This window comes from Marinicella marina (assembly GCF_030065545.1).
Classification (GTDB): Bacteria; Pseudomonadota; Gammaproteobacteria; order Xanthomonadales; family Marinicellaceae; genus Marinicella; species Marinicella marina.
On the sequence record NZ_JASJNC010000004.1, the window covers coordinates 206,162 to 231,360 of the forward strand.

Annotated in this window: 21 protein-coding genes; 9 read left to right on the forward strand and 12 right to left on the reverse strand. The window is 42.6% G+C overall.

Annotation, left to right across the window (positions count from 1 at the left end; all coding sequences use genetic code 11):
* Nucleotides 1–198: 198 nt before the first annotated feature.
* The 3 genes from QNI24_RS07970 (at nucleotide 199) to kbl (ending at nucleotide 4,156) form a co-directional block, all read left to right on the forward strand.
* Entirely contained in the window at nucleotides 199–1,857 is a 1,659-nt protein-coding gene (locus QNI24_RS07970; RefSeq protein ID WP_267176033.1) for an AMP-binding protein, read from the forward strand.
* Between the two features lie 99 nt (nucleotides 1,858–1,956).
* Nucleotides 1,957–2,979 (forward strand): L-threonine 3-dehydrogenase, encoded by a 1,023-nt coding sequence (gene tdh, locus QNI24_RS07975; RefSeq protein WP_267176034.1) that lies wholly within the window; start codon nucleotides 1,957–1,959, stop codon nucleotides 2,977–2,979.
* Nucleotides 2,980–2,986: 7 nt separating this feature from the next.
* Nucleotides 2,987–4,156 (forward strand): glycine C-acetyltransferase, encoded by a 1,170-nt coding sequence (gene kbl, locus QNI24_RS07980; protein WP_267176035.1) that lies wholly within the window; start codon nucleotides 2,987–2,989, stop codon nucleotides 4,154–4,156.
* A gap of 55 nt (nucleotides 4,157–4,211) precedes the next feature.
* On the opposite strand, the gene QNI24_RS07985 is transcribed toward kbl, so the two are convergent.
* The 7 genes from QNI24_RS07985 to QNI24_RS08015 all read right to left on the reverse strand — a co-directional run bounded on the left by QNI24_RS07985 (nucleotide 4,212) and on the right by QNI24_RS08015 (nucleotide 12,422).
* Nucleotides 4,212–5,495 carry a DUF1501 domain-containing protein gene (locus tag QNI24_RS07985; RefSeq protein ID WP_267176036.1) on the reverse strand — a complete coding sequence of 428 codons (1,284 nt, stop codon included), beginning with the start codon at nucleotides 5,493–5,495 and terminating at the stop codon, nucleotides 4,212–4,214.
* Between the two features lie 13 nt (nucleotides 5,496–5,508).
* Nucleotides 5,509–7,335 (reverse strand): DUF1800 domain-containing protein, encoded by a 1,827-nt coding sequence (locus tag QNI24_RS07990; protein WP_267176037.1) that lies wholly within the window; start codon nucleotides 7,333–7,335, stop codon nucleotides 5,509–5,511.
* A gap of 190 nt (nucleotides 7,336–7,525) precedes the next feature.
* Complete coding sequence (locus tag QNI24_RS07995) at nucleotides 7,526–7,924, reverse strand: DUF423 domain-containing protein (RefSeq protein WP_283708606.1); 399 nt, start codon at nucleotides 7,922–7,924, stop codon at nucleotides 7,526–7,528.
* Nucleotides 7,917–8,909: a DUF4340 domain-containing protein gene (locus QNI24_RS08000; RefSeq protein ID WP_267176039.1), complete on the reverse strand. Its 993-nt coding sequence runs from the start codon at nucleotides 8,907–8,909 to the stop codon at nucleotides 7,917–7,919. Before QNI24_RS08000 ends, QNI24_RS07995 begins: the two co-directional genes overlap by 8 nt.
* A complete protein-coding gene (locus QNI24_RS08005) occupies nucleotides 8,902–10,746 on the reverse strand; it encodes a GldG family protein (RefSeq protein WP_267176040.1) in 1,845 nt (614 codons plus the stop codon). Before QNI24_RS08005 ends, QNI24_RS08000 begins: the two co-directional genes overlap by 8 nt.
* Nucleotides 10,747–10,749: 3 nt before the next feature.
* Nucleotides 10,750–11,484, reverse strand: a complete 735-nt coding sequence (locus tag QNI24_RS08010; protein WP_267176041.1) for an ABC transporter permease subunit — start codon at nucleotides 11,482–11,484, stop codon at nucleotides 10,750–10,752.
* Nucleotides 11,481–12,422 carry an ABC transporter ATP-binding protein gene (locus QNI24_RS08015; protein WP_283708609.1) on the reverse strand — a complete coding sequence of 314 codons (942 nt, stop codon included), beginning with the start codon at nucleotides 12,420–12,422 and terminating at the stop codon, nucleotides 11,481–11,483. The genes QNI24_RS08010 and QNI24_RS08015 overlap by 4 nt, the downstream gene beginning before the upstream one ends.
* Nucleotides 12,423–12,854: 432 nt before the next feature.
* On the opposite strand from QNI24_RS08015, the gene QNI24_RS08020 reads away from it, so the two are divergent.
* A complete protein-coding gene (locus QNI24_RS08020) occupies nucleotides 12,855–13,868 on the forward strand; it encodes a M14 family metallopeptidase (RefSeq protein ID WP_267176043.1) in 1,014 nt (337 codons plus the stop codon).
* A gap of 25 nt (nucleotides 13,869–13,893) precedes the next feature.
* A complete protein-coding gene (locus QNI24_RS08025; RefSeq protein WP_267176044.1) occupies nucleotides 13,894–14,664 on the forward strand; it encodes an SDR family NAD(P)-dependent oxidoreductase in 771 nt (256 codons plus the stop codon).
* Nucleotides 14,665–14,720: 56 nt separating this feature from the next.
* Here QNI24_RS08025 and QNI24_RS08030 read toward each other — a convergent pair whose 3' ends face one another.
* Together QNI24_RS08030 and QNI24_RS08035 are read right to left on the reverse strand one after the other, a co-directional pair.
* A complete protein-coding gene (locus tag QNI24_RS08030; RefSeq protein WP_267176045.1) occupies nucleotides 14,721–15,542 on the reverse strand; it encodes a DUF2189 domain-containing protein in 822 nt (273 codons plus the stop codon).
* A 121-nt stretch (nucleotides 15,543–15,663) separates the two neighbouring features.
* Nucleotides 15,664–16,239 carry a reeler domain-containing protein gene (locus QNI24_RS08035; protein WP_267176046.1) on the reverse strand — a complete coding sequence of 192 codons (576 nt, stop codon included), beginning with the start codon at nucleotides 16,237–16,239 and terminating at the stop codon, nucleotides 15,664–15,666.
* A 223-nt stretch (nucleotides 16,240–16,462) separates the two neighbouring features.
* Here QNI24_RS08035 and QNI24_RS08040 point away from each other — a divergent pair, with 223 nt between their 5' ends.
* Nucleotides 16,463–18,064: an ABC-F family ATPase gene (locus QNI24_RS08040; RefSeq protein ID WP_267176047.1), complete on the forward strand. Its 1,602-nt coding sequence runs from the start codon at nucleotides 16,463–16,465 to the stop codon at nucleotides 18,062–18,064.
* Between the two features lie 58 nt (nucleotides 18,065–18,122).
* Complete coding sequence (locus tag QNI24_RS08045) at nucleotides 18,123–20,309, forward strand: OsmC domain/YcaO domain-containing protein (protein WP_267176048.1); 2,187 nt, start codon at nucleotides 18,123–18,125, stop codon at nucleotides 20,307–20,309.
* A gap of 70 nt (nucleotides 20,310–20,379) precedes the next feature.
* Here QNI24_RS08045 and QNI24_RS08050 read toward each other — a convergent pair whose 3' ends face one another.
* Both QNI24_RS08050 and QNI24_RS08055 read right to left on the reverse strand, forming a co-directional pair.
* Nucleotides 20,380–21,159 (reverse strand): esterase/lipase family protein, encoded by a 780-nt coding sequence (locus QNI24_RS08050; protein WP_283708612.1) that lies wholly within the window; start codon nucleotides 21,157–21,159, stop codon nucleotides 20,380–20,382.
* Nucleotides 21,156–22,628, reverse strand: coding sequence for a WS/DGAT/MGAT family O-acyltransferase (locus tag QNI24_RS08055; RefSeq protein ID WP_267176050.1), 1,473 nt, complete (start codon nucleotides 22,626–22,628; stop codon nucleotides 21,156–21,158). The genes QNI24_RS08050 and QNI24_RS08055 overlap by 4 nt, the downstream gene beginning before the upstream one ends.
* An 80-nt stretch (nucleotides 22,629–22,708) precedes the next feature.
* Between QNI24_RS08055 and QNI24_RS08060 the strand changes: the two genes are divergently transcribed.
* Both QNI24_RS08060 and QNI24_RS08065 read left to right on the forward strand, forming a co-directional pair.
* A complete protein-coding gene (locus QNI24_RS08060; protein WP_267176051.1) occupies nucleotides 22,709–23,161 on the forward strand; it encodes an SRPBCC family protein in 453 nt (150 codons plus the stop codon).
* Nucleotides 23,158–23,514, forward strand: coding sequence for a YbaN family protein (locus tag QNI24_RS08065; protein ID WP_267176052.1), 357 nt, complete (start codon nucleotides 23,158–23,160; stop codon nucleotides 23,512–23,514). Before QNI24_RS08060 ends, QNI24_RS08065 begins: the two co-directional genes overlap by 4 nt.
* Here the strand turns inward: QNI24_RS08065 and QNI24_RS08070 are convergent.
* Nucleotides 23,492–25,126 (reverse strand): amidohydrolase, encoded by a 1,635-nt coding sequence (locus QNI24_RS08070; RefSeq protein WP_267176053.1) that lies wholly within the window; start codon nucleotides 25,124–25,126, stop codon nucleotides 23,492–23,494. The genes QNI24_RS08065 and QNI24_RS08070 overlap by 23 nt on opposite strands.
* Between the last annotated feature and the right edge of the window lie 73 nt (nucleotides 25,127–25,199).

The window sequence follows — 25,199 nt, forward strand, 5'->3', positions numbered from 1 at the left end:
CTCTTGAGGTATTTTGTTATAAATTTGATGATTTCACGATTTTAGCAAACACCATAAGTCAGATCATTGCGACGAAATCGTCTGTAAATCGAGAAAAAAGAACGCAGATTTTTAGTGGGGATTAGGAATAACACAGCCAAATGAATAGGTGTTGTTCTGTCATGTCTCCTGACAATTAAATTAACCATTAGGAGTGCTATGACAATTGCAAGACCTTGGCTAGACCAATACAAACCCGGTGTTCCGGCCGAAGTGGGACCATTACCTTACGATTCTGTGGCTGAGATGTTAATGGATTCATGTAAGAAATTTGCTGATAATGATGCCTTTGTGAACTTTGGCAAGGCAATGACCTACCGCGAATTGGATCAACACAGTAAGCATTTAGCAGCTTATTTACAATCTAAATTCAACACCGGTGACTCAATTGCCATCATGATGCCCAATGTTTTACAGTATCCGATTGCGGTGATGGGTATTTTAAGAGCAGGCATGGTCGTTACAAATGTCAATCCACTGTATACACCCAGAGAACTCAAACACCAATTGAATGATGCCGAAGCCAAAGCCATCATTGTGATCGAAAACACGGCTTGCACATTGGCTGAAGTCGTTAAAGAAACGGGGGTTGAACAAGTCATCACAGCCACCATTGGCGAAATGATTGGTGGACTGAAAGGCACCATCATGGACTTCATGATTAAACGAGTCAAAAAAATGGTACCACCTTTCGATTTACCTGGATCAGTTACTTTCAAATCAGTACTTAAAGCGGGTCAATCACTGCCATACAAAGATGTCAAAAGGGAATTAGAAGACATCGCCTTTTTGCAATATACCGGAGGCACAACTGGCGTATCTAAAGGTGCTATGTTGACCAATAAAAACATGGTCTCAAACGTGACCCAAACCAGACATTGGATTTCCAGTGAAATTGATCAAGGCCAAGAAATAATCATCACTGCGTTGCCCCTTTACCACATATTCGCATTGACGGCTAACTGCCTGACATTCTGTTTATATGGTGCCAAGAACATTTTAATCACCAATCCAAGAGACATGCCCGGCTTTGTTAAAGAACTGGCCAGCCAAAAGTTCACAGTTCTGACAGGTGTGAACACACTTTTCAACGGCTTGTTGAACACGCCAGGGTTTGCGGACATCGATTTTTCAAGCTTTAAATTTGCATTAGGTGGTGGTATGGCCGTGCAGAAAAGCACAGCAACTCAATGGAAAGAAGTTACAGGTGTGACCTTGGCGGAGGCATATGGCTTAACCGAGACTTCACCAGCTGCCTGTATGAATGTGGTACCTATGGAAGCCTATAATGGCACCATTGGATTACCCATCCCAGGCACAGATTGTCAAATTCAAGATGACGATGGCAATCCTTTACCAGTTGGCGAACCAGGTGAGCTTTGCATCCGAGGGCCGCAAGTCATGTTGGGATACTTAAAGCGCCCTGAAGAAACCGCCAAAACCATCGTAGATGGCTGGTTGAAAACAGGTGATGTTGCAGTTATGGACGAGAAAGGCTACTTTAAAATTGTTGATCGCAAGAAAAACATGATTTTGGTTTCTGGTTTTAACGTATTCCCGAACGAAATTGAAGATGCGGCCTGCTTACATGATGACATTGTTGAATGTGCAGCCATTGGCATTCCAGATGAAAAATCTGGCGAAATTGTTAAATTGTTCGTGGTTAAAAGCAACGATTCACTGAACGAAAAAGATGTGATTGCACACTGTCGAGAAAACTTAACTGGCTACAAAGTACCTAAGCTGATTGAGTTCCGTGACGAATTGCCTAAATCAAATGTCGGCAAAATTCTTCATAAAGACCTCAGAGAGTCGTGAATTTCTGGTGTGCACTTAACCACAAAGTGCACACCTATCACTTTAAATCCTTATAATACAGCCCTGTTTTAAAGTCAGATCCTGAACACCTAAAAAATTATGAAAGCATTGGTAAAAGCAAAGCCGGAAGAAGGCATATGGATGGAAGATGTCAACTCACCTGATATGGGTCACAATGACGTTTTAATCAAAGTGGAAAAAACTGCCATTTGCGGCACTGATCTGCACATCTACAAATGGGATGAATGGTCACAAAAAACCATCAAGCCTCCCTTGGTTATTGGACACGAATTTGTTGGTGAAATCGTTGATAAAGGCACCGAAGTCAAAGGTTATGAAATAGGTCAAAGGGTCAGTGCAGAAGGTCACATTGTTTGTGGCGTTTGCAGAAACTGTCGTGCCGGAACACCGCACCTATGTCCTAATACCCAAGGCATAGGCGTTAATCGCAATGGAGCATTCGCCGAATACATTACCATGCCAGTGCAAAATTTATGGCCAGTACCTGATAAAATCCCTTCCAACTTGGCGGCATTTTTCGATCCCTTTGGCAATGCAGCACACTGTGCCCTTGAATACGATATGGTAGGCGAAGACGTACTGATCACAGGCGCAGGCCCCATTGGCATCATCGCCACTGGCATCTGCAAGCACGTTGGCGCCAGAAATGTTGTTATTACTGACGTCAATGATTACCGGTTGCAATTGGCGAAGCAAATGGGAGCCACCCGTTGTGTCAATGTGATGAATGAAAAATTAGATGATGTGATGTCAGAGATGAACATCACAGGGTTTGATTTGGGCATGGAAATGTCAGGCAACCCAACGGCATTTAACGACATGCTTGAAAACATGTACAACGGTGGTAAAGTCACGCTGCTTGGTATGTTACCTGACAGCACACAAATCAACTGGGACAACATCATATTCAAAGGACTATCAGTCAAAGGTGTAACTGGCAGAAAAATGTATGAGACATGGTACAAAATGACTCAAATGTTATTGACTGGCTTCCCTTTGGATATCGCATTGACACATGAAATCCACATAGACGACTTCCAAACAGGATTTGACTTAATGGCATCTGGCCAATGTGGCAAAGTGGTCTGTTCGTGGAATTGAGATTAGCATGAAAAATTATAAAAATATTCTGGACGAAATCAAAGCCGACGGGCTTTACAAAAATGAACGTGTCATTACCAGTCCACAAGCAGCACACATTAAACTACCTGGTGGCAAAAAAGTCATCAATTTCTGTGCCAATAACTACCTCGGTCTAGCCGATCACCCAGAAATCATCAAAGCCGCAAAAGATGCATTAGATTCCCATGGATTTGGCATGGCTTCAGTGCGTTTTATTTGTGGCACCCAAGATTTACACAAACAATTAGAGCAGAAAATCAGTGACTATTTCGGCACCGATGACACCATCCTATACACCTCTTGCTTTGATGCCAATGGCGGATTGTTTGAAACCATTTTAGATCAAGAAGATGCAGTGATCAGTGATGAATTGAATCATGCCTCAATCATTGATGGCGTGCGCTTGTGCAAGGCCCAGAGACATCGCTATAAAAATAACAACATGCAAGAACTTGAGCAAGCACTGCAAGCCACTCAAGACTGTAAGCAACGATTGATTGTTACTGATGGCGTATTCAGTATGGATGGCACCATTGCTGATTTGAAATCAATCACGGACTTAGCAGATAAATATGATGCCATGCTAGTAGTTGATGATTCACATGCAACGGGCTTTATTGGAAAAACCGGCCGCGGTTCAGCAGAATTGGCAGGAGTTCAAGACAAAGTAGATTTGTTCACTTCCACTCTTGGTAAAGCATTGGGCGGCGGTTCAGGTGGCTTCACTACTGGCAAGCAAGAAATCATTGATTTACTTAGGCAGCGCTCACGCCCTTATCTATTCTCGAATACTTTACCTCCGCCTTTGGTTGCAGCCAGTAACAAGGTATTTGATATGATTTTTAATGCCACAGACTTGCGTGACAAATTGGCAGAAAATACCCAGTATTTCCGTGAGAAAATTGTTCAATTAGGGTTTGAAGTTTCTGGAGAAACTCATCCCATAACGCCCATTATGTTGGGTGATGCCAATCTGGCCAAAGACATGGCAGACAGATTATTGGAGCTGGGCATCTATTGTATTGGTTTCAGTTTCCCGGTGGTGCCCAAAGGCAAAGCCAGGATCAGACTACAAATATCTGCGGCACATTCGCGACAAGATTTGGATGATGCCCTTAAAGCTTTTGCTCAAGTACACAAAGAATTTTTATCCTAAAAAAAAGGCGGTGATTCAACTCAATCACCGCCTGATTCAATCCAAATATAAAGTGTTACTCAAAACCTGACTTAAAGATCACTTCCTGAGCGGTAAAATTCATACTGACATGGTTTTCGTATCCAGGAAATACATAACTGATGTTAGAGTTACCCATAATCTCTTGTAAGATGGTTGAAAACACACGTCTGAAATCAACCACAGGAGCAATGTCTTCACCTCCAAACAATTCATCGTTAGCTAAACCAATGAATTGACCGTATGAATAGCCACCGTTAATTTTTCCACCAATCAAAAACATAACATTTCCAGAACCATGATCAGTACCACTGTTACCTTGACCATTTTGTCGTGCACGTCTACCAAATTCACTGTGAACCACAATTGTTACTTGATCGCCTAGACCAGAAGCCTTTAAGTCCTGCCACAAAGCCCTGACTGATTCAGACATGTTATCAACTTTGCCATAGAAACTACCACCACCGCCATCACCTTGGCCGTTGTGGGTATCCCATCCTCCCAAATCAGCAGTTGCAACATTGATGTCTAAATCTTCTTTGACTAGCTGCGCAATCAACGACAATTGTCGACCAAAAGTGCTGTCTGGATAGTTGGCACCGCCTGCTGGGGTGTAATTATCTAAGTCTAAGGCTGAAATGATGCCCAAGGTATCCATGGCACTGCCCACTGACTGATCCAGTGCACTGTTGCCCTGGTACATTTCTCCAATGGCGCTGGCATGACTTTCAGCAAAATCCCCAGAATTCGGGTTGTAGCCGCCCACTTGATCAACTGTTAAGGCATTATAGTAAGCCTGAAGACTGATGGGATTTGAGCCGTTCGACACCAATACAGGGATGATTTCAGAACCGGTAATATGTGGGGTTGAGTTCAAATGCCTGGTCAGCCAGCCGTCAGAGGTTGAAATATTACTTGGGGTTCCCAACTCACGTAATTTCATCGCATCGAAGTGACTTCGACTTGTATTTTCTTGTGGTAAACCAGTACCATGTATGATGGCTAAGTCACCGCCCAAATACATGTCTCTTAAGCCACTGGCTGCAGGGTGAAAGCCCATCGCCTCTCCAATATCTAAAACCCTATTGGTACCAGTTAATGGCACTTGAATATCTGGCCTGAGTTGTTCATAAAAATTTCTGTTTGGACCTGAAAAGGGTGGCACCACATTCAAACCATCCATCCCTCCACGCATAAATAAATCTATGATGATGGGTTGATTGCTTGGTGATGAGCCACCGGCACGAGCTACTTTTATTCCTGATAAAGCACCTACCGCAGCACTTGACTGTAAGAAGGCTCTTCTATTCATTTTTTTCATTATTCTTCTCCAGTTATCGTTGCATAAAGTAAGGTGAAGCGAGCAGCAGGCTCAAAGTGCCTCGAAGCCTTTCGTGCCAGCGATAAGGCCATGAATTTTCTTCCAAATCCTCTCTGGGAATGGCTTTGTCTCTGGGCCAGCTAGGGTATGACTCATCAGAGGGTCTTTGTCTCAAAAAGTTAACTGCTGATTCGAATACCGGATCACCGCTCCAGCCTTGAACTGGTGTGGTGTTAAGGATTCTTTGCATCCACCAAGCAACCACATTTTCAGGTGACATATCTTCAGGGTTAGCAGTAAAATTATTTAACGTAGTGACCCGTACAGGTGTGATGTAAGTACCTGAGTTACTTCTATCAATCAGCCAATCAACCGTTTTCCAAGTTTGTATCAAAGCCGTTGAACTCATCCAATAGCTGGATTTAGTGGGATAACCATCAGGCGCTTGCCATTCGAACGGATAATGCCCCGTATCATCCATGCGATACTCCAAATTATTGCTGTTATCATCATCTGGCTTGACAGTGAAGTTGGTTCTCAAGGCGCGCATCGCAGAGACTACAGTATCAAATGGTCGTTTCAACTTGGCTTGCCAATTAGCAGGGTTGCTGAATTCAGGGTGATTAAACAATGCTACAAACACCTGTTTAAGCTGATCTGCAGCATTGCGGTTCTCATAGAAAACATCAGCCACATCATCTATCAGTGATTGTGGTGGATTATCTGAAATAAAGAATCTGGCTAATTTGCCTGCAATATGCTTCGCGGTGCCTGGGTGTCTGGCAAGCAATGCCAAAACATTGTCACCATCTGTCTGCCCTTGGTTGGCAGGAATATTGATTTGGCCGCCGGTCAAAACAGATTTTTGAAACCTGTCATGGCGCTCATCATCGTACATGAAAAAGCCAGTGTCACCGTTGCTGCTGGAATCATTGACACGCCAGCCAGTTAAACAACGGGTTGCCTCGTAGACATCATTATCGACATAATATTCTTGAATCATGCCATCACTGGGCCACGGACCTCCCCTCTCTGGCACTGAAATCATAGGCACTTCATCTTGTTCAGCCAGACCGAAATAATTCTCCACACCTAAAGTGTGTAACTCAATCAACTCTCTGGCGTAATTCTCATTGGGTTCAGATACTGAATTGTTGTAATTATCTAAGTAATATAGCATGGCTGGATGTCGAGCCGTAGCTGTAAGGAACGATTGGAAATTACCCAGCATGTGTGTTCTGATTACGTCCCTGTCCCAGCTGGTCATGGTTGACCGAGCATAGAAGCTTCTGCCATTCAGACTGAAATGATCATGCCAGAAATCAGCAATTCGTTCTTGTAAAGGAAATAAGGTATAGGTGGCGCGTAAAAATTTAAGGCGTTCCATTTCATATATAGGCCGGGATGAACTTCTTAAACCTGAACCTGAATTGACGTGGTGATCTTGCCACATCTGACCGAGACCTTTATTCAATGTCACGTAATTACCAGCTTGATTGATTCTGTTGTCAAGATTGGTATCATTACCACCTGCCAACTGTTGGTCAACAAAGTTGGCCAGTCGCTCTGAATCAGAGCTACCTAATGCCGCCCATCTGACCTGATCAAATATACCAGGAGTAATACCATATCCCAGCCTAGAATATACCACGTGAGAAAAGTATTGATTTGGCAGATTGGCTGCTTTAATGGCAGCAGTTAACTTGTTTTTATATTTGAACTTTGTAGCATTGAATGTGTTTGTTTTTGCGCTTGTACCGGTCAATGGCAAAGCGGCTAATAATGCAGAAGCTGCACCACCAGCGACTAACTGCCTTCTGTGTATTTTTTTGATTTTCATTAGAACCCAACTTTTATGATTATGGATAACATTTTAAGATCAATCAGCTGGTTAATTGTGACAATGTTCGCAAATCAACAGCTATAAAGCCTTTGAACTGCCATTTTTTAACGAAAATTTAATGAAAATCAATGCGCCACATGAGACCTCATCAATAAGTGTGACTTTTACAAAGTAATTCAATCAAGCTCTAGGGTTTGTATTCATTGCCACTGCTTTTAAACTTCAAAATTCCATGAATCACTAAATTCAGCCATGCCAGAATAATCAGGCTGCCGCCCACAGGTGTAATCCACGAAAAGTTGGTTTTGCCGACGAAAACCAACAGATACAGGCCGCCACAAAAGCCCAGAACACCTAAAGTCAATGACCAAGCAGCATACCTAACCCAGGGACCGTGATGCAACTGAGTGCCAACCCCAAACAACAACAAAGCATGCACCAGTTGATAAATAAAAGCATGTTGAAACAAAGCCGCTTCCCGGCTTCCAAGAACCAAACCAAATGCATGGGTGCCCAAAGCACCTAAAATGACAGCAGTCAAACCATAGACTGCTGCCACAACCATAAATAATGCAGACCTATTCAAGCGGTAACCCGCTTGATTCTGGAGACTGGCTGACACCAGTAGCCCCCACTGATGGTGAAGGTTCGATGAATTCTGTCAAACTGCGATTCAAAGAAGTGAATTTATATTCGGCAATTTTCATCATCCAATTCTGATATTGTGGGTAAGCATCTGAATGTATGGTAACAAAATATTCTTCATCACCTTGGTAAACTTGCAACTTAATAATATCACCATTACTCAGGACATATTCCGCCGACATCATTTCATTCAATTCATCGGTATCTTTGACCAGAGCATCATCCACGATGAATCGACTGAGTGAAGCACTCAATTGCTCCAAGTAGGCATTGGCTTTGAGCTGGTACCCTTCAGGCATATTTTCTATTTGCCATTCACCAGTTGCTGCTTCTCGAAGCACAGATATTGAATCTTCAGTGTGTGGTGTCAGTTTAACTGCTTGTATATCACTGGCATCGACATCAAGAACGGTTTTCAATTGCCATGAATCTGTATTAAACCTCACTGGCTTGAGGCCACTGACAGTGTAAGTTTGATCTTCATCAACTCGCCTGACAAAGACATGGCCGGCAGCAGTTGTTTTGCCAATATTTAAAGCCAAAATCTGTTCATCTCCGGCAGATATTTTTACCACCAAATCTTGGGCTGATAATTCTAACAATTCATGGTTCTCTGGATTGGCAGTTTTCGCTTCCACAATGACCGCTCGACTGATGCCTTGTAATAATTCATACAAGGGCTCCACAGTGGCGTAAAAACCATCATTGAGAACCCATCCATCAGCACCTTTAGCTAAATTAATTGTTTCTCCAGCTTTGCTCAACGACACTTGATCAACCACACTGAGCTGACTCAAATCAGCTTGCCAATCAGGCACCAACGGTTGTTCAACTTGTCCGCCAGAGGGGTCTTTTTGACTGAGCCAATAAGCCAAACCAGTCAAAACAATCAACAACCCTAATAGACCTTTCATGTGATTAAACATAGGCTCGCTCCTTCCGCTTTGATTTTCTCCAGGACAAAAACACAATGACCAATGTCAATAGCATAGGCACTAGGGCAATATTGATGAATTTCAACTCAGTACCCAGTTCCTCTATGTCTTTATTTAAATTTCGTTTCACTTCACGCAGTGATTTGCGCACTTCCAACTTACGTTGTTTGAACTTAGCTATTTCTTGCTGCTGTTCTTGACTGATTATTAACTGATTTTCTTGCCCTTTGATGCTTTGTAGCTCATTGAGCTTGGATTCAGTTTCACGCAGTTGTTGCATCAACTGGTTTTCAGTCTCACGGTACTTTTGTTCACTGCGGCGTTGAATTTCTAGAACCTTATCAAAAGGTCGATTAGAAGTCCCTCTGGCACGAACTTGAATCAAATCGGCACTGCCTGTCATGTTATCAATTAAGTTATTGATTAAAGTACCGTTATCTGCGAAATTTGAATATATTTGGCGACCAAAAAAGTTTTGAGCACGGACCCACATGCGGTCAAATAACACATCAACATCGGCGAAAATGACCACGTTGGCCTGATCGACTCTGGTTATCAATTCAGTTTCACCCTCAATGCCAGATGGAAATGCCGTATCCAAGCCACCATTCACGCGTGCAGCAATGACATGGGATTGATCATCTGGATTGAAGTTCTGAAACAAGGCATTAGGGTTAAACAACAAAGACATGGCATCATTGGCTGTCAACATCGACTGGGTTGAGCTGGTCAAAATAGGTAATAATTTATCACCTTCAGCAGTCAGCGCACCAGCCAAAGCGGTATTCAAAGAAGTCAAATCAGAAGTCACTATGTCAGATTGATTAAAGCTACTTTGATTCCATGAATTGATCCCCAAATGCCTGATGGTTTGGCCTTGACCCGATTGAATAGACACTGCTTGTTGATTGTCTAAAATCACTTGGTTTTTATCAAAGCCAATCCCCCAAGCAGCAAACAAAACTGCTAAATCTGATGATCGGTCTGCTTGAATTTGCGCCATTGGATTCTGCGGGTCAGCCGGTATTTCTTCAGCCTGTGCCATGGGATCAACAAACGCCAGCAAACGACCGCCATTCATAACGAACTGATCAATGGCAAACAGCGTGCCTTCGGTTAAGTTTTTCGGATGAACCACCAACAGTAAATCCACGTCATCAAATGTGGTTGCAGTGGTTTCTATTGGCACAATTTCATACATCTCCCTGAGCTGTTCAAATATGATCTGTCCGGGTATTTGGCCTGCTTGAGGATCAAAAGAGCCCAACAAAGGTAAATCACTCATGACACCAACTTTGCGTTTCGCTGGGTTATTCAAATTGTAAATCAACTGAGCCACATCATATTCCAAGAAGGCTTCACGGTCGGGTTGTAAAAAAGGAATGATTTCAACGTCATCCAAAGCGTTGGTCGCTGCGATGCCAAAGAAAACATTTTCCCCCCCCTCACCCACAGGCAAGGGTTGCAAACCATATTGTGAAGCTTGGTCTTCCTCTTCCGAGAAGCTCACAGGATCTACCATGGTAATTTTCAATTTGCCAGACCCATATCGTGCCAACTCTTGTAAAAAATCTACCACACGACGGTGGTATGTCCGCAGCAAAGGAATATTTTCTGTCGCCTGGTCAGAGTAAAACAATCGCAAATGAATTTTCTCATCAATGTTTTGTAGGATGTTAATGCTTCCCTCATTCAGAGTGAACAAATCATTTTCAGTTAAATCAACCCTGAGTTTAGAGAATATGCCGCTTTGATTGATGATCACAGAAACCAATAAAAAGATCACTGCCAATATCAACAACTGTACTTTATGTGTTTGATTTTTCATGATTTAATCAGCCTTTTTCATGTCAATTATTAAGGAAGTCGCATACAGCCACAATGCGATGGTCATACCAAAATAGGTGATATCCCCCAAGTCCAAAACACCCTTGGTAATTGAGTCAAAATGAGTCAAGAAACTGGTAGAAGCTATGGCATCTACAATCACTTGTGGCATGAACACTTTGAAAAAGTTCAAAACCATAGGAAAGCCAGATAATAAAAACAAAAAACAAACCACCACACTGAGGATGAACGCTATGACTTGATTTTTAGTCGCCGCAGAAATACAGCTACCAATGGCCAAGAAACCACCGGCAAGTAATAAACTGCCCATGTAACTGGCCACAATCAATCCATTATCTGGGTTGCCTAAATAATTGATTGATATAACCATTGGAAAAGTCAACAACAGTGCTATGCCGATAAAAATCCATGCTGCAAAAAATTTACCCAGCACCCAATCCATTTTCCTCACCGGTAGCGTCATCAGCAGTTCGATGTTACCACTGTTACGTTCCTCGGACCACAACCGCATGGCCACCGCTGGGACTAAAAACAAATACAGCCAGGGATGGAAATTAAAAAACGGAATCAAATCAGCTTGCCCTCGTTCATACAAGTTACCAAAATAAAAACCAAAAACACCGCTCATGATTAAAAATATCACAATGAATACATATGCAATTGGGGTAGCAAAATAACTTTGCAGTTCTCGTTTCATGATTGAACTGATCGCACTCATTTCAACACCTCCCGCTCACCAACTGTCTGGGTGATGTTTCTGAACACTTCATCAAGTCGACCAGCTTCCATTTTTAAACTCTTTACTTGTATGGCTTCTTTACGAAGGAAGTCACTGATTTCATCAAAGATAAACAAACCTTGTGTTGGAAATACCGTTGTCTCTTTTAATCTGGCATCATAATCGACATCTAACACACAATTCATATTCTTGATTTTATTCAACAAGCCAGTATCTAAATCTGACACAAAACTCACGGCATGGTGATAACGAGACATTTTCTCCATTTCACTTGGCGAGTTATCTGCCACTATCTCCCCGCCTGCAATGATGATCGCTCGATCACAGACTGCGTGAACTTCTTCTAAAATATGTGTTGATAAAATAATGGTTTTATCTTTTGACATGTTGGTGATGAGCGCACGCACTTGGTGTTTTTGATTGGGATCAAGGCCATCGGTGGGCTCATCCATGATCAAAACTTCTGGGTCATGAATGATGGCTTGAGCCAAACCAACCCGTCTTTTGAAACCTTTAGATAAGGTTTCAATTTTTTGGTAAAACACCTTTTCCAAATTCACCCGCTGAACCACAGAATCCACAGATGATTTAAGCAAGTTGGCTTTGATGTTCCTCAGGTTAGCAACGAAATGTAGGAATTGTCCTACCTCCATTTCACCATAACTGGGGGCGCCTTCAGGCAAGTAACCAATCTTTTGTTTAACAGCTATTGGATCTTGTTTGATGTCAGTACCACAAACTTTTATGTGACCTGCTGTGGGTTCTAGAAAACCTGTCACCATTTTCATGGTGGTTGATTTCCCCGCTCCATTAGGGCCCAAAAAGCCCAAAACTTGGCCTTTATTTGCAGTAAATGACAAATCATTGACTGCAGTAAAATGACCAAATTTTTTAGTTAAATTCAAACATTCAATCATGTCTTTCCGTCTCATCTCTATTGATAAACAAACAGCAACAACAATACATAATAAAATGAATTAAGCTGCGCACGCATTGTGACCACCCATTACAATGAGCGACCGATTAAACCATGAGAATGTTGGAGGCTAACGAACTAAATTTCAAGTCATTTTTTTAATCAATCTGAACTACGATGCCATTAAGCCATTCTCGGGTGATTAGTGGACCAATATTCAATATTCATTGACTTACCACAAGACCTTGTCTATCATCGCTTAGCTGTTTTGAACATTGATTATTAAAGGATGCTGAGGGGCTTCATCTGATTTCATTGCCATAAAACCAAATCCAACCATGTTCAACAACCCCTTACCAGGGCTTCCCTGTTAGTTGGGTTGACTATCAGCTGAAATTTCACGACACACAACAAAGACTTGTAATCAATAAAGATGATAAATATTCTTGACCAATTACCGACTGGTATTCTGGATGTTGATGCTAAAGATTTACATCAATTTTTAGACAATCACACTTTGGTTCGTATCAATGGACGCATCGAACGGCCATTGTTTGTCTCTATACTGCAGCATGGAGATGAGACCACGGGCTGGGATGCCATGAAAGCATTGATAAAAAACCATAAATCTCAACTACCAAGAAGCATTTATTTATTGTTCGGTAATGTTGAAGCTGCTGCTAAAAACTTACGCCAACTGGACGACCAGCCCGACTTTAATCGCTGCTGGCCTGGTTTACACCGACAAAAAAACGCCACAGCAGAAAAAATGGCTTTCATCACTGACATGATGGCGGGAATTAAACCTTTCGCCAGTATTGATATCCATAATAATTCAGGACGGAACCCACATTATGCAGGCATCAATTCCCTCAATGGTGAGTTTGTAAATTTGGCATCATTATTTTCTGAAACGATCATTCACTTCACCAGCCCAGATGGCATCCAGTCTGGCGCCTTTGCTCAGTTTTGCCCATCAGTTACCATTGAATGTGGCATGTCAGGAACGGCTGATGGCATAGAACAAACACATACTTTTTTAGAGAACCTAATTCAACTTTCTTCCTTAAAAACCATACCTGGTGTTGCGGAACACCAACAAGTTTTGAATATTTTTTCAACCGTAAAAATCAAACCAGAAGTCAGTATTGGCATAGCCGGTGAAACTGTTGATGAGGTTGATTTCTTAATCAATGATGATCTCGACTACCTCAATTTTCATTTGATTGAGGCAGGCACTGTGTTTGGCAAAACCAACAACAAGCAAGTACCCATGCCGTTCACCGTGACTGATCAAATAGGACATGACATCACTGACCGGTATTTCGAACAAACAGAAAATGAAATCAGGCTCAAACAAAAAGTGGTGCCAGCGATGATCACTCAAAGCATCCACGCCATAAGGCTTGATTGTTTGTGCTATTTTATGCATCCACTGAGCCATTAACTTTAACCAAAATAATCAATTAAACATGAATCTATCAGATACCAAAGCAATCATATCAGGTGGCGCATCAGGCCTCGGGTTTGCCTGTGCCGAACACATTGTCAATCATGGTGGTCAAGTCACCTTGATCGACATCAATCAACAAGCTGGCGATGAGGCAGTCGCTAATTTGGGTAAAGAACATGCCCACTTTGTTAAAGCTGATGTCAGCAACGAAGCCGAAATTAAAACCGCATGTGACGCCGCAAAGGCATTCTCTGACGGTTTAAATGTGGTTATTAATTGTGCTGGTGTTTTGGCAGGTGGTCGGGTATTGGGCCGTGAAGAGCCTATGGCCTTAAGCCATTTCAACAAGGCCATCCAGGTCAACTTAGTTGGCAGTTTTAATTTATCGAAAGCCGCGGCTTTTTTGATGCAACATAACGATGCAGATCAAGATGGGCAAAGGGGTGTGATCATCAACACCGCATCGGTTGCTGCCTATGAAGGCCAAATTGGCCAAGCAGCCTATTCTGCCAGTAAGGGTGGCATTGTCGGTATGACTTTGCCTATGGCGCGTGAATTAACTCGTTTTGGCATACGAGTCATGACCATTGCACCTGGGGTGTTTTTGACCCCAATGGTGGCTGGCCTACCAGATGAAATCAAAGCCGCTTTGGGTGCTTCAGTGCCTTTCCCATCGAGACTGGGTGAGCCATCTGAATTTGCTCGTATGGCAGAGCATATCATCGAGAATACATACTTAAATGGTTCAACCATCAGATTAGATGGTGCAGTCAGGTTAGAACCCAAATAAATAAGTAAACAATCAAATAAAAAAACCAGCTAAAAAGCTGGTTTTTTTAATCCCCTTTATTTTTGCTTGGGCCCACCCAAGCCTGGTCCTAATTCCCAAGCGTCAGCATCAATGGTTTCTTTATAAGCATGCCAAGTGGCATGTCCCACCAGCGGCAATAAAACAATGAATCCCAAATAAAAAGTTAAAATTCCTATCACCACCAGAACCACAATCAATAAACCCCAAACCAGCATGGTCAATTTATTTTTCAACACGGCATTGATGGATGTTACTACCGCGGTTACTGTATCCACTTTGCGGTCCATCAGCATGGGAATAGAAAAAGCCCCCACACAAAAAATAATTCCTGCAAATATCGCCCCAACAGCACTGCCAACACTCAAAAACATCACCCAGTCTTCAAATTGCATGGAACTGGGAAAGAAAATGTGCAGCATGCTCGCTGCCCTGGCCCATATTAAAAACACAATCAAAAACATGAATGATAAAACCATCTCATTCCCGAGGTTTTTTTGCCCTTCCCGCAAACACCTAAAAAACTGAGGCTCAACCTGATTACTGATTTGTCGACTGAGTGAATACAAGCCAATGGCAATGATTGGCCCCAAAAAGAAAAAACCAGCGGTGATTGCAATGGCCAACACAATTGAATGTGCTTGATAGGCCACCCACGTAATAAAAACGCTGATCAACATCATAATTACACCATAAGCCAAGCTTATCTTTGGTACTTGCACCAAGTCCTTCCAACCTTTTTTCAACCAAACAAAAGGGGCCGTTGTTGGTACTTTACGACATGGAGCAACAATCGGTTGAACATACTCACTGCTGGCTTGTGGTTCATTGGAAGTGCTGTGATTATTTGCTTCAGACATGCCTTAGATTGAATTCAATTACCAAATAAAATAACACAAATCCAGCAACAGCTTTTCAACCATTAAGCCGTAATTTGATTTAAATCAAACTTTTACAGGATTGAATTTAACTATAAATGCCTCAATCAAAACTATTGAGGAAAATCACATCACTCTCAGTAATGATTATGGCGCCATCATTACGGACCAAACGATAAAACTCTTGTGAAGACTGGTTACCTCTCGCACCAGAGAGCACATAGGCTAAAACATAGACTTCACCAACTGGCTCTGTTGGTGGAATCCAAAACAATGTTCTTGAGCCCACATTACCATGGCTGCTGGTATGGGTGGCTGCCATCATGGCGCTGCCACCACAGTCCCTCACTTCAGTTTCATCATCAAAGTTAAAAGTACCGACTTTCTGGCCTTTGCCATCGACCACTGAGATCACAATACCAGTATAAGTGGCTTGATTGCCTGCACCCGTTGCGGTCAGGGTGATCTCGACGTGTTCAAAAACGTTATATTCGGAAACATTCGATGACAATACATAGCCTCCGGTATTTTGATTTCTGGTTCTGGATTGCATGCCAGTGATGGTTGAAAAATTGGCAACCACATCACAGGTACCAGCACCACTAGCGAATGCGCTTGATTCTGAATTCAAAACCCAACAACCCACGACAATCAGTAAAATTTTTATTTGTGTTTTCATACTACCCTCTTTTTAAAGTGTATACATTTTTTAAACATAATAATTCATGCTGGGTAATAATAACAGCATAATAAAACCAACAAATATCTTTCAATTCGAAAACAAATACCGTTAAGCGGAAAATTTAAAGCCCTATTTTCTAACTATTACCACAATTCATCAGCATTCTTGGCCACATGCGGCTATAATCGCGCCTGCTTTTTATCTTCAAAAAAAACACCACATGATCTCTACAGCTAACATCACCATGCAGTTTGGCTCTAAGCCATTATTTGAAAACATTTCTATTAAGTTTGGTAATGGCAACCGCTATGGCCTAATAGGCGCCAACGGTTGTGGTAAATCAACCTTTATGAAAATTCTGACCGGTGAACTGGCACCCTCATCAGGTAATGTCAGTTACGACCCCGATGAGCGCATCGGTGTTTTGGGTCAGGACCAATATGCTTTTGAAGAATTCTCAGTGATTGATACCGTTATCATGGGTCACAAAGAACTGTGGGAAGTCAAAGCAGAACGCGATCGCATATACGCCTTACCAGAAATGTCAGATGAAGAAGGCATGCTGGTGGGTGAATTAGAAAACACCTTTGCTGAAATGGATGGTTATTCTGCTGAAGCCCGTGCCGGCGAATTGTTATTGGGTCTGGAAATTCCTGAAGAACAGCATTTTGGCCCCATGTCTGAGGTAGCACCAGGCTGGAAATTACGTGTATTGCTTGCACAAGCTTTATTTGCTGATCCCGATATTTTACTGTTAGATGAGCCAACAAATAACCTGGACATCAATACCATTCGTTGGTTGGAAGACACCCTGAATGCCAGAAAATCGACCATGATCATCATTTCACATGATCGACACTTTTTAAATTCAGTCTGCACACACATGGCAGACCTTGATTATGGTGAGTTGCGCATGTTCCCAGGCAATTACGATGAATACATGACAGCAGCGACACAAGCCAGAGAAAAACAATATGCAGAAAATGCCAAGAAGAAAGCCCAAATAGCAGAATTACAAAGCTTTGTTTCAAGGTTTTCAGCCAACGCTTCTAAAGCCAAGCAAGCTACATCAAGACAAAAACAATTGGATAAAATCCAATTGGAACACATCAAACCTTCCTCTCGAGTGAACCCTTATATTGTCTTCAAACAAGAGAAAAAATTATTCAGAAATGCAATAAACATCAAAGGCTTAAGCAAGTCTTTTGATAAAAACACTTTGTTTAAAGATGTCGACTTATTATTAGAGGTGGGCGAACGCTTGGCCGTGATAGGTGCCAATGGCATCGGCAAAACCACATTTTTAAACTGCATCACTGATACCATTTCGCCTGATTCCGGTGAAGTCAAATGGTCAGAAAATGTTGACATCGCTTATTTCAAACAAGACAACATGGGTGCTTTCAAACAAGACATCACCGCCTACCAATGGATGGAACAATTCAAAAAGCCCGAAGACGATGAGCAAGCCATACGCTCGGTGATGGGTCGTATGCTGTTCTCAAAAGAAGACTCAGCGAAGAAAGTCAGTGTCTTATCAGGTGGTGAGAAAGGCCGTTTGATGTTTGGCAAATTGATGTTGGAAAAACCCAATGTTATTATTATGGATGAACCCACCAACCACTTAGACATGGAATCTATTGAGTCATTGAATTTGGCCTTGGAAAATTACGATGGCACGCTGATATTTGTCTCACATGATCGCCAATTTGTTTCATCTATCGCTACCCGTGTGATGGAATTACTGCCTCATGAAGTGGTTGATTTCAGGGGCACTTACAGTGATTACTTGGAAAGACAAGGCATTAAAGAAGCTTCATAAATAAACGATATGTATGAATTGATGCTAAAGTAACAACAGCCAAAAAATACAAGTATTTATGGAAATAAAAGTCAACTACCTCGACAACCTGCGCTTAGAAGCTCTATTTGATGACTTCAATGTAGTCTCTGACCAGCCCATCAGATACAAAGGCGATGGATCAGCACCTGGGCCATTTGACTATTTTTTGGCCTCCTCGGCCTTGTGTGCGGCTTATTTTGTTAAGGTTTATTGTAACGCCCGTGACATCCCCACAGATAACATTCGATTGTCACAAAACAACATCGTAGATCCTGAGAATCGATACAATCAAGTCTTCAAAATTCAAGTTGAATTACCAGAGGACATTTCTGATAAAGACCGCAAAGGCATTCTGCGTTCAATTGATCGCTGTACAGTTAAAAAAGTGGTACAAAGCGGTCCGGATTTTCAAGTTGAGCTGGTTGACTCTTTAGCAGATGACACCGATGCCATGCTGATGGTGGATGTAGATCAAGCGAACGAGACTTTTATACTGGGTAAAGACCTCCCTCTAGAACAAACCATAGCGAATATGACCTCACTGCTGGCTGGTTTGGGCATTAAAATCGAGGTGGCCTCATGGCGCAATATTGTACCCAATGTGTGGTCATTGAATATCCGTGATGCCGCATCGCCGATGTGTTTCACCAACGGCAAAGGCGCCAGCAAAGAATCAGCCTTATGCTCTGCTTTGGGCGAGTATATTGAGCGTTTAAGCTGTAATTTCTTTTACAATGACCAGTACTTTGGACCTGAAATTGCTGGCAGCGAATTCGTTCACTACCCCAACGAAAAATGGTTCCCACTCAACGCTGATGACAGCTTACCTGTAGACCTCTTGGATTCACACACGCTGGCTATCTACAATGAAGATGGAGAACTCAAAGGCTCGCATTTAATAGACACCAATTCGGGCATGAAAGAACGCGGTATTTGTTGTATCCCCTATATCAGGCAATCAGATGCTACCACCGTCTACTTTCCCTCGAACTTAATTGAAAACGTGTTCCTCAGTAATGGCATGAGTGCAGGTAACACCCTGCCCGAGGCGGAGGTTCAATGTTTATCTGAAATTTTCGAACGTGCCGTAAAAAAACAAATCATTGAAGAAGAAATTGTGTTACCTGATGTTCCTGAATCAGTGCTTGAGCAATACCCGAGCATTCTGGCAGGCATTAAAGCACTTGAGGCTCAGGGGTTTCCGCTGGTCATCAAAGATGCATCATTAGGCGGTAAGTTTCCAGTGATGTGTGTCACCTTGATGAATCCCAAAACCGGCGGTGTATTTGCTTCGTTTGGCGCACACCCAAGTTTTGAAGTGGCTTTAGAGCGCAGTTTAACGGAATTACTTCAAGGCCGCAGCTTTGAGGGCTTGAATGATGTGCCTCTGCCTACCTTTAACTCATTGGCAGTGCAAGAACCAGAAAATTTTGTCGAACATTTCATTGATTCCACTGGGGTTATTTCGTGGCGTTTTTTCAGTGCCAACAGTGAATACGACTTCAATCATTGGGATTTCAGTGGTTCCACCAAAGTAGAACGTGATTTTTTGCTGAGTTTACTACACGATATGGGTCATGAAGTTTATGTTGCGGTTTTTGACCAATTAGGTGCCAATGCCTGTCGCATTTTGGTACCGGGTTATTCAGAGGTCTATCCTATAGAAGATTTGATTTGGGATAACACCAATAAAGCACTGGATTACCGTGAAGACATATTGAACATCCACCGCCTTGATGACACCAATTTAGTTAATTTGGTTGATCGATTAGAGGACAGCCAACTTGATAACCACACAGAAATCATCACTTTGATTGGGATTGAATTTGATGAGAATACAGTCTGGGGACAATTGACCGTTTTGGAGTTAAAAATTCTGATTTACCTGGCCCTTGGTGAACACGAGGATGCTTTGGATTTGGTTGAAGAGTTTCTGCAATACAACATCAACACACGAGAACGTAATTTGTTTTATCAGGCCATGCAAGCCGTGCTTGAAATTACTTTAGATGAAGATCTGCAATTGGCTGATTTTGAAAACAATCTTACTCGCATGTTTGGCGATGCTGTGATGCGCCGTGTGATTGGCTCAGTTCAGGGCTCAGTGAAGTTCGATGGTTTAACTGAAACCAACATGAACTTAGATGGCTTGGACAAACACCAGCGGTTGTTAGACAGTTACCATAAAATTCACCTAGCCAGGAAAAACAACATCACTGATTGATTCACTGTGAAACCCTTCCAACACAAATTAACGGGGATTCAAAATAACTGTTTCTTTGAGTCTATCAGTTTCACTTGTAAATTAATTTTTCGATGAATTTAGGATTGAATAATTGCCATTCACCGTCCTTTTGAGCCAAACGATCAGCCAAAGCCCACATCACCGCTGGGTGATGCCCATAGCCCATATGGCTACAAACCACTTCGATATTCTGGGTAAACTTGGACTCTTGTTCTAAACAACACTGCCACGCTGTGATGCCATCTGATTTGGAATAAAAAGAGGTACTGGGCACCGGTGGCGGAGTCGGCATGTTCTTAATTAATTTGGGACACATATCAGATAATTTATAACCACTGGTTTTTTCAAAAATCTTGGTGGCATGATTTGCCCTTTGGTTGTTACAAAAAGGTGATCCCATGCTCACCACTTGACGCACCATTTCTGGATGCACTCGGGCCAATTCACGGGCATAAATACCACCCAATGACCACCCAATCACAGTCACTTTTTCTGCGTGCCATTGGTGAATGTCTTGCAATCGCCTGATGATGGCAGGACCACAGGCAGTCAGGGGATCACTGTGACGTCCCATGTTGCGGCCCAATGACCAGCCATAGGCCTTGTAGTTTCGGCTATTGAGAAATGTTCTTAATAGTTTGGTAGAAAAATCAGAGGCCAAAAAGCCAGGTAATACCAACACCGGATGACCGTCACCTTTGGGTGCGGCTTGCAGCCAAGGATAACTCAAAGCAAATGAGCCCGCTTCGAAAAAGGTGCGGACTTCTAAGGCCATTTTGAACAGTGAAGGTCGGTGTAAATGTGAATTGAACGAAGTTGGTAAGGTCATTTTTTTGGACTTTTATTCTTTGGTTTGGCTTTTTTCTTGCTTCTTTTACTTCCTTTTTTAAGCGACAACGCCTGTAAATTTGCCTCTAATTCATTGGCAGATTCACGGATGTACTGAGTAAACAAATCAACATCTGGCATTACATTGGCAGCCACCGTTGGGCTGATTGACAGTGTGCCGTTGTAGCTTAATACTGGCATAATCAAACCCATGCCGTCAAACACTGGTGCCATACCCATATTGGCTAACATTTTATGACCATTCATATACAGCGGTATCTGAGGTCCAGGTACATTGGTAATAATTAGATTAAAAAATGGCCGGTGGTGGTTACTGACATTCATGCGAGTGTACATGCGGGTGGCTGCAGACCCCAATGCAAATGGAATGAATTCGGTATAGTCAATCAGTTGTTTGGCGCCAATAGCATTTTGATAAGCTTTACCTTGGTCCGTGTGCTGATGTACTTTTTGCAGTTGTTTGACCGGATCTGCTTCGGTTGTTGGTAGTTGCACCAGCATGGCTGACACTTGGTTACCCATATCATCCTGTTCTCCTTCAGTTCGGGTAGAAACTGGAATCATGGCTACCAGTGGCTTTTCTGGCAGCGCGTCTTTTTCATGCAGGTAACGACGCAAGGCACCCGTGCATATGGTCAAAACCACGTCATTAAGGGTGGCGCCTTTGGCCCCCACCCTCAAATCTTTGACCCGTTGTAAATCCAACAGCGTACTGTTCCAAAGCCGTTTAGAGGTGACAGGTTGATTCAATATGCTGGGTGGTGCGTTAAGAATAGACCTGGGTATTTCTTTGGATTGAACCCGCGACAACCGCCCTGCTTTCCAAGTGGACTTAGCGGTCTCAAGCAAAAGTCCTGGCAGTTTGAAAGGTCGCTTGATGTAATTCATCGCACTGCGTCTGATCAGCGTGAAGTCACCTGGAAGTGCTTCAGCATCTGGTAAGGGCATGGCTGGAATTTTACGCGGCTTTTCAGTCACATCAAATAACAAGCCCATAATGGCTGCGCCTGACGCACCATCAATGGCGGCATGATGAATTTTACTGATAACAGCAACCGACCCCTTAGGTACCTGAGAAATTTGATCTAAGCCTTCAACAAAAACAAACTCCCACAAAGGCCTATTGCGGTCTAATTTCTGCGCAAAAATACGCGATGCTAATTTACGCAAGGCCTGCCAGTCACCAGGTCTTGGTAGAGCGGTATGGTGCAGATGCATATCAATGTCAAAGTTTGGGTCATCCACCCAATAAGGGTGATCAATGCTCATAGGGACTTGAACCAAACGCTGGAAAAGTCGCGGTGCCAATGGCAGTCGTTCAAGCAAAAAACTTTTGAAGTCCTCAAAAGACAAAGAACCCTCATAAACATTAACACTGCCCACATGCATGGGCTGGGTGTCAGTTTCAAGGTATAAAAAAGATGAATCTAGACCGCTCAGGGGTTGCATAATATTTAGGGTCAAAAACAAACATCATAGCAGAAATTGAGTTAAACTCTCACTGTTGGAAACAGATTCGGGGGAATCAGATGCAAAAGGTCCATGTCACAGTCAATTTTAATCAAGATCTAAAAACCGTGTTCAATGCCATTGTCGATCACCGCAGCTTTTTATCTGGTGGGGGCCTGACATGTCGTTTGACTCAAGATGGGAAACCCCATAAAAATGGCCAAGGAGCCATCCGCAAAATTCGTACCAAAAAATACACCCTAACTGAAAAAATCACCGCTTATGAACACTTGAAAAGCTATGATTATCTGATTACAGACATTGCTCCAAAAGTCAACTTTACCCACCACAATGGCTGGATTGAATTCACACCTGTAGATGATCACATCCGTGTTGATTGGCACTCTCACTTCACTTTCAATACCCCAATTATAGGACGTATGATTGGGTATTTTGTACAACAACAAACCGCAAAAATATTCTTACAACGACTTAATTACGTGCGGAACAACCTGTCGAAAGTCAAACTATGATAATTAAATCTGCTTGGTTCACACTGGGAATTTTCAGTCTGGCCTTGGGTATACTTGGAGTGTTTCTACCATTATTACCAACCACGCCATTTATTCTATTAGCAGCGGCAGCATTTGCAAAATCCTCACCCAGGTTACATGATTGGCTGTTGAATCATCGTAATTTTGGCAAACTAATAAGGAACTGGCAAGACGGCGGTAGGATCGATCGTCGCAGCAAGGTTGTGGCCGTTATTGTTTTGTCTGCTATGCCACCTTTGAGTTATGCCCTGGGTGCGCCTGTTTGGGCCATAGGCGCACAATTGCTGGTATTGATTTTGGTGGCTGTGTTTATTCTGTCACGTCCCTCTTAAAGATTTTAACGCCACCCACCCAGGTTTCTAAAACTTCAGTTTTCCAAATTTCTGCAGGGTCAACTACAAAAATGTCTTGATTAACCACAATAAAATCTGCCTGTTTTCCCACTTCCAATGAACCTGAGAAATCCTCTGCATGCGCTGCAAAGGCCGCATTGATGGTGAAGGATTGCAAAGCTTGTTCTACTGACATGGCTTGATCTTTGTACCAACCACCCGGTGGTTGGTTTTGGTGGTTTTGACGGGTGACAGCTGCGTGTAAACCATGAAAGGGGTTAATTAATTCAACCGGAAAATCTGAACCAGAAGCCACCACCACCCCGGCATCGAATAACTTCTGCCAGGCATAGGCTCCTTTGATTCGCTCACTGCCAACCCGATCTTCAGCCATGTTCATGTCCGAGGTGGCATGTGTGGGCTGCATCGAGGCGATTAGACCATGTTGTTTGAATTTGATGATATCATCCAAGCGTAAAATCTGCGCGTGTTCAACACGGTGTCTTAATTGTGAGGTTTGCATGCCATTTCTGATTAACAAATCAATCACCTCGGTATTGCCTCGGTCACCAATGGCGTGAACATTGGCTTGGAAATCAGCTTTGATCACAGCATCCAGTTTGTTTTGTATTTGTTCTGGCGTTTGCACATAGGCACCTTGCATTTCTGGTTTGTCAGAATAAGGCTCATGCATCATCGCACCATAACTGCCCAATGCACCATCAATCATCAACTTAACTGAACGAATGATGAAATGATTTTCTATGTTCAGTTGACCTTTTGCCAACAGTTTTTCATAGGTTTCAGCACCACTGGCCAACATGGCATAAACTCGAATAGGTAAATTGTTATCAGTCGCTAGATCGGTAAAAATTTCATAACTGTCCTGCCCAATGCCGGCATCATGCACAAAGGTTAAACCAACTGATGCCAAGTCTTTCAGTGCCAAATCCATGGCTTTGCGTTTCATTTCGGTAGAGACATTGGGAATGTGTTTTTTGACCTTGTACATCGCATTATCAATTAAAATGCCAGTTGGCAGACCTTCTGAGTCTTTAAGAATCAAATCATCGCCTTTGGCCGATTCGCGGGTGATACCAGCTATTTCCAGTGCTTTGGAATTAGCCCATCCAGCATGACCATCAACTCGTTCCAACCATATCGGCTTGTCTTTAGAAATTTCATCCAAATCATAACGACTGGGAAAAGCCTTACCTGCCCACAATACCTGATTCCAACCCCGTCCCAGTATCCAAGGATATTCTGGGTTTTTATTGGCGTAGTCACCGGTGGTCTTTATGGTACCTGACAGGCTTTTAATGCCTTGGACATTGACCAATAATTGCGACAAGCCATATTCCAAGATGTGGCCATGGGCATCATGCAGACCAGGTAACACTGCTTTGCCTTGACCATTTATTGTTACGGCGTCTTTGAGGTTATCTGGATTAATCTCTAACAATTGACCCGTATCTGTATCGAATAACAACGCATTAAATTCTTCTAATTGTTGGCCATTGTGGCTGTATGCCTTGATGTTTTTCAGATGAATCACTTCTGCTTGAGTTGAAAGACAGAAAATCAGCGCCAAAAGTGTGGGTATTTTATGCATAGTTACTTCCTCAGATTATTTTTTTGTCACATTCTAACACCTGCTATTGGTTTTTTTCTTATGACATCTACAT

Coding starts and splice junctions, on each gene's coding strand:
- QNI24_RS07970 (WP_267176033.1), top strand. CDS start 199: ATGACAATTGCAAGACCTTGGCTAGACCAATACAAACCCGGTGTTCCG.
- tdh (WP_267176034.1), top strand. CDS start 1,957: ATGAAAGCATTGGTAAAAGCAAAGCCGGAAGAAGGCATATGGATGGAA.
- kbl (WP_267176035.1), top strand. CDS start 2,987: ATGAAAAATTATAAAAATATTCTGGACGAAATCAAAGCCGACGGGCTT.
- QNI24_RS07985 (WP_267176036.1), bottom strand. CDS start 5,495: ATGAAAAAAATGAATAGAAGAGCCTTCTTACAGTCAAGTGCTGCGGTA.
- QNI24_RS07990 (WP_267176037.1), bottom strand. CDS start 7,335: ATGAAAATCAAAAAAATACACAGAAGGCAGTTAGTCGCTGGTGGTGCA.
- QNI24_RS08000 (WP_267176039.1), bottom strand. CDS start 8,909: ATGTTTAATCACATGAAAGGTCTATTAGGGTTGTTGATTGTTTTGACT.
- QNI24_RS08005 (WP_267176040.1), bottom strand. CDS start 10,746: ATGAAAAATCAAACACATAAAGTACAGTTGTTGATATTGGCAGTGATC.
- QNI24_RS08010 (WP_267176041.1), bottom strand. CDS start 11,484: ATGAGTGCGATCAGTTCAATCATGAAACGAGAACTGCAAAGTTATTTT.
- QNI24_RS08015 (WP_283708609.1), bottom strand. CDS start 12,422: ATGATTGAATGTTTGAATTTAACTAAAAAATTTGGTCATTTTACTGCA.
- QNI24_RS08020 (WP_267176043.1), top strand. CDS start 12,855: ATGATAAATATTCTTGACCAATTACCGACTGGTATTCTGGATGTTGAT.
- QNI24_RS08025 (WP_267176044.1), top strand. CDS start 13,894: ATGAATCTATCAGATACCAAAGCAATCATATCAGGTGGCGCATCAGGC.
- QNI24_RS08030 (WP_267176045.1), bottom strand. CDS start 15,542: ATGTCTGAAGCAAATAATCACAGCACTTCCAATGAACCACAAGCCAGC.
- QNI24_RS08035 (WP_267176046.1), bottom strand. CDS start 16,239: ATGAAAACACAAATAAAAATTTTACTGATTGTCGTGGGTTGTTGGGTT.
- QNI24_RS08040 (WP_267176047.1), top strand. CDS start 16,463: ATGATCTCTACAGCTAACATCACCATGCAGTTTGGCTCTAAGCCATTA.
- QNI24_RS08045 (WP_267176048.1), top strand. CDS start 18,123: ATGGAAATAAAAGTCAACTACCTCGACAACCTGCGCTTAGAAGCTCTA.
- QNI24_RS08050 (WP_283708612.1), bottom strand. CDS start 21,159: ATGACCTTACCAACTTCGTTCAATTCACATTTACACCGACCTTCACTG.
- QNI24_RS08055 (WP_267176050.1), bottom strand. CDS start 22,628: ATGCAACCCCTGAGCGGTCTAGATTCATCTTTTTTATACCTTGAAACT.
- QNI24_RS08060 (WP_267176051.1), top strand. CDS start 22,709: ATGCAAAAGGTCCATGTCACAGTCAATTTTAATCAAGATCTAAAAACC.
- QNI24_RS08065 (WP_267176052.1), top strand. CDS start 23,158: ATGATAATTAAATCTGCTTGGTTCACACTGGGAATTTTCAGTCTGGCC.
- QNI24_RS08070 (WP_267176053.1), bottom strand. CDS start 25,126: ATGCATAAAATACCCACACTTTTGGCGCTGATTTTCTGTCTTTCAACT.